Annotated in this window: 5 protein-coding genes; all 5 read left to right on the top strand. The window is 65.2% G+C overall.

Annotated elements, in window-relative coordinates; all coding sequences use genetic code 11:
- Positions 1-188: 188 nt before the first annotated feature.
- Positions 189-794, top strand: coding sequence for a glutathione S-transferase family protein (locus tag EOA60_RS27375; RefSeq protein ID WP_128312191.1), 606 nt, complete (start codon positions 189-191; stop codon positions 792-794).
- Positions 791-1,369 carry an urease accessory protein UreE gene (gene ureE / locus EOA60_RS27370; protein ID WP_095825543.1) on the top strand — a complete coding sequence of 193 codons (579 nt, stop codon included), beginning with the start codon at positions 791-793 and terminating at the stop codon, positions 1,367-1,369. Before EOA60_RS27375 ends, ureE begins: the two co-directional genes overlap by 4 nt.
- Positions 1,362-2,033, top strand: coding sequence for an urease accessory protein UreF (locus EOA60_RS27365; RefSeq protein ID WP_095825592.1), 672 nt, complete (start codon positions 1,362-1,364; stop codon positions 2,031-2,033). Before ureE ends, EOA60_RS27365 begins: the two co-directional genes overlap by 8 nt.
- Complete coding sequence (locus tag EOA60_RS27360) at positions 2,030-2,470, top strand: DUF3995 domain-containing protein (RefSeq protein ID WP_095825544.1); 441 nt, start codon at positions 2,030-2,032, stop codon at positions 2,468-2,470. Before EOA60_RS27365 ends, EOA60_RS27360 begins: the two co-directional genes overlap by 4 nt.
- On the top strand, positions 2,467-2,765 hold a 299-nt coding region (locus EOA60_RS27355), incomplete at its 3' end, for an urease accessory protein UreG (RefSeq protein ID WP_164899576.1). The genes EOA60_RS27360 and EOA60_RS27355, both read left to right, overlap by 4 nt.

Genomic DNA, 2,765 nt, shown 5'->3' with positions numbered 1-2,765 from the left:
CCTATGAGGTGCGCGCCGACGGCGAGCTCTTGACTTGCGAGCCGGCGACGGTGCTGCCGATGGCGCAGCGGTATTTTCTGTTTTAGCTACCGGATTTCATTCCTGCGGCTCTTCGACCTCATCGCCTGATCGTCATTGGGCTGATGGCTTGGATGGTCTAGGCTCCGGGAAAAGGCAGGATTCGAACCATGTACAAGGCCGTCGGATCACGAGGTTCCCGGGTCAGCCGCGTGCTCTGGATGCTCGAGGAGCTCGGGCAATCCTATGAGTTCGTAGAGGTGAAGCTGCGCTCGCCCGAGACCTATGCGCTGAACCCTTCCGGCAAGGTGCCGATCCTGATCGACGGCGAGCTGACGATCACTGATTCGGCGGCGATCTGCGTCTATTTAGCGGACAAGCATGCCGATAAGGGAATGGGCGCCGATCCCGGGCTCGCCGGCCGCGCCGAGATGGATTCCTGGATGCATTTTGCTCAGAGCGAGTTCGAGGCGCCGCTGTGGAACAAGCTGCGCCATCGCTTCATCCTGCCCAGGGAGCTGCGCGTCGATGTCGGCCCTGCCGCCGCCCATGATTTCGCTTCGGAAGTGAAGGCGCTGGACCGCCGGCTCGGCGACAAGCCTTTTGCGCTCGGCGACCGCTTTTCCGCCGTCGACGTTCTGCTCGGCGATATGGGTGGTTGGGCGCGCGCCGGCCGGTTCTCGGTCGACTCAGATCGCGTCAACGCCTCTTTCGATCGCGTGCTGTCGCGACCCGCCCGCGCGCGGGCGCAAGCCAATGGCGGAGCCATGAAATGAAGCTCAACATCAACACCGATTTCACCAAATTTCCGCGCGCCGTCTCGGTGCTCCCGGCCGGCGAGGGCGGAGCGGCGACACCTTTCGACAAGGCCATCTTGCCGCATGACGAGCGGCATTTGCGCCGCCGCGCCATCGAAACCGCCGGCGGCGACAGGGTGTTGGTCGATCTGCCCGAGCCGGTGGCGCTCGGCAATGGCGACCGGCTGGTGCTGGAGGACGGCCGCCAGCTCGAGATCGTCGCCGCGCCGGAGGAAGTCTACGACATCCGCGCCCGCGACAGCGTGCATCTCACCGAGCTTGCCTGGCATATTGGCAACCGCCACCTCGCGGCGGCAATCGAGGCGGACCGTATCCTCATCCTGCGCGACCATGTCATCAAGGCGATGCTGGAAGGGCTCGGCGCCGCGGTCAGCGAGGTGCTGGAACCGTTCAGTCCCGTGCGCGGCGCCTATTCCGGACATGGCCACGACCATGGCCATGCGCATGATCATCACGGCCACGACCATCACGATCATGATCACGCGCATGGCCATCATGACCACGACCACGATCACCACCATCACCATGACTGACCAGCCGTCCGGTACCGCACTGCTGCGGCTGATGGCCTGGCTGTCGCCGTCCTTTCCGGTCGGCGGCTTCTCCTACAGTCATGGCCTCGAAAGGGCCGTGCATGACGGACTTGTCGCCGATCGCGGGGATCTCGCCGAGTGGCTGGAGACGCTGGTCGAGATGGGCTCGGGCTGGAACGATGCGGTGCTCTTTGCCGAAAGCTGGCGGCGCGCGCATGACGGCGGCGATATCGCGGAAGTCGCCGCGCTTGCCGAGGCGCTTGCCGGATCGCAGCAGCGTCACATGGAAACCATGCTCCAAGGCGCCGCCTTCCAAAAAGCCGCCTCTGCCTGGCCTTGTCATGCGCTCGAGCGCCTGCCTGCGGATTGCCCCTATTGCGTCGCTGTCGGCGCGATCGCTGGCAGCGATGGCATCGGCTTGGCGGACGCGCTGTCGGCCTTCCTGCAGGCCTTCTTCTCCAACCTCGTGCAGGCCGCTATCCGGCTCGGCGTTGTAGGACAGGTCGATGCCACCGCTTTGTTAGCCGGCTTCGAACCGTTGGCGCTCGCGACAGCTGCTCGCGCCGCGAACTCCACGCTCGATGACCTCGGCGGCTCGGCCTTGATATCCGACATTGCGGCGATGAAGCACGAAACCCAATATTCGCGTCTGTTCCGCTCATGATCATACTTGCCTTTGTCCTCTCCCTCATCCTGCTGCTGATCACCACGCTGCATGTCTATTGGGGCATAGGCGGCATCTGGCCGGGAAAGGACGCGAAATCCTGCGCCCGCGCCGTCGTCGGCTTTCGCGGCGTCGACGACATGCCCTCGCCCGTCGCGAGCTTTGCCGTCGCCGCGTGCCTGGCGCTTGCGACGCTATGGCCGCTGGCCCTTGAAGGCGTCTTCGCCTCGCCCTTTCCCAGGCAGGGCCTCGCCGCCACGGCGCTGCTCTTTGGGATGGTCTTCTTCGGGCGAGGCATCGCCGGCTTCACCCCCTGGTGGCGCGGGCTGACGCCGGAGCAGCCCTTCGCCCGGCTCGACCGGCGCCTCTACTCGCCGCTCTGCCTGTTGATCGGGCTGGGCTTCGCAATCCTCGCCATCACGGAGTTTCCGGCATGAGCCAACCCAATGGTCCCCTGCGCATCGGCATCGGCGGCCCCGTCGGTTCCGGCAAGACGACGCTCACCGAAAAGCTCTGCAAGGCGCTGCGCGACCGGTTCTCGATCGCCGTCGTCACAAACGACATCTACACCAAGGAAGACGCCATGATGCTGGCGCGCCTGCAGGCGCTGCCGGAGGAGCGCATCGTCGGCGTGGAGACCGGCGGCTGTCCGCACACGGCCATCCGCGAGGACGCCTCGATCAACCTGCGGGCGATCGCCGAGTTGAACCGCAAATTCCCCGACCTCGACAT

This window comes from Mesorhizobium sp. M1A.F.Ca.IN.020.06.1.1, from assembly GCF_004023265.1.
Lineage (GTDB): Bacteria > Pseudomonadota > Alphaproteobacteria > Rhizobiales > Rhizobiaceae > Mesorhizobium.
The sequence above is the reverse complement of the archived record's forward strand: the minus strand, read 5'-3'. Positions and strand labels throughout refer to the sequence as shown.

Bases quoted from the DNA above. Each gene is read 5' to 3' on its own strand.
- EOA60_RS27360 (WP_095825544.1), top strand. From the start codon at position 2,030: ATGATCATACTTGCCTTTGTCCTCTCCCTCATCCTGCTGCTGATCACC.
- EOA60_RS27375 (WP_128312191.1), top strand. From the start codon at position 189: ATGTACAAGGCCGTCGGATCACGAGGTTCCCGGGTCAGCCGCGTGCTC.
- ureE (WP_095825543.1), top strand. From the start codon at position 791: ATGAAGCTCAACATCAACACCGATTTCACCAAATTTCCGCGCGCCGTC.
- EOA60_RS27365 (WP_095825592.1), top strand. From the start codon at position 1,362: ATGACTGACCAGCCGTCCGGTACCGCACTGCTGCGGCTGATGGCCTGG.